Origin of the sequence: Xenorhabdus sp. NBAII XenSa04 (assembly GCF_963866145.1) — a bacterium.
Taxonomy (GTDB): domain Bacteria; phylum Pseudomonadota; class Gammaproteobacteria; order Enterobacterales; family Enterobacteriaceae; genus Xenorhabdus; species Xenorhabdus indica.
The window spans coordinates 1-497 of record NZ_CAWMEB010000217.1; the positions used below are offsets into that span (position 1 = coordinate 1).

The 497-nt window shown below is 47.3% G+C and carries 1 protein-coding gene; it reads left to right on the top strand.

Annotated features, from left to right (window positions below; genetic code table 11):
* The coding region (locus AAC147_RS08910) for a transposase (RefSeq protein WP_047686380.1) at window positions 1-497 on the top strand (497 nt) is incomplete at both ends.

Below are 497 nucleotides of genomic sequence, written 5' to 3' on the forward strand. Positions count from 1 at the left end.
GCGTCTGATCCGACCGTCGCAGCATCGAAATTAGCCTGGCTAAAGCAGCGCTTAGTTGAGCTAAAAGCACTCGAAAAACAAGTTAATGAGCATCCGGACAAACAGATATCACAGACGGATCCTGATGCCCGCTTGATGAAAACACACCACATGGAAAGACAAGTCTGCTACAACGTACAAACGGCGGTCGATACAAAGCACCCTCTCATCGTTTGCCACGACATCGTCATGACAACAGACCGAGGTCAACTGACATTAGTTGCCGGGCAAGTCCAAAAGGTGTTGGGGAAGAAATCTATTACCGTGTTAGCCGACAAAGGCTACTTCAGTCGAAATGATATCAAAGAGGCGGATGCTCAAGGCATCACGGCGAATGTGCCACAAATTGACACTTCAGGTTCGGAGAGCAAAGGCATTTTTAACAAGTCTCTCTTCAAGTACGACAACGGCAGTGATGTATACATTTGTCCGGCGGGTAAAAGGTTACAAAAGCGAAT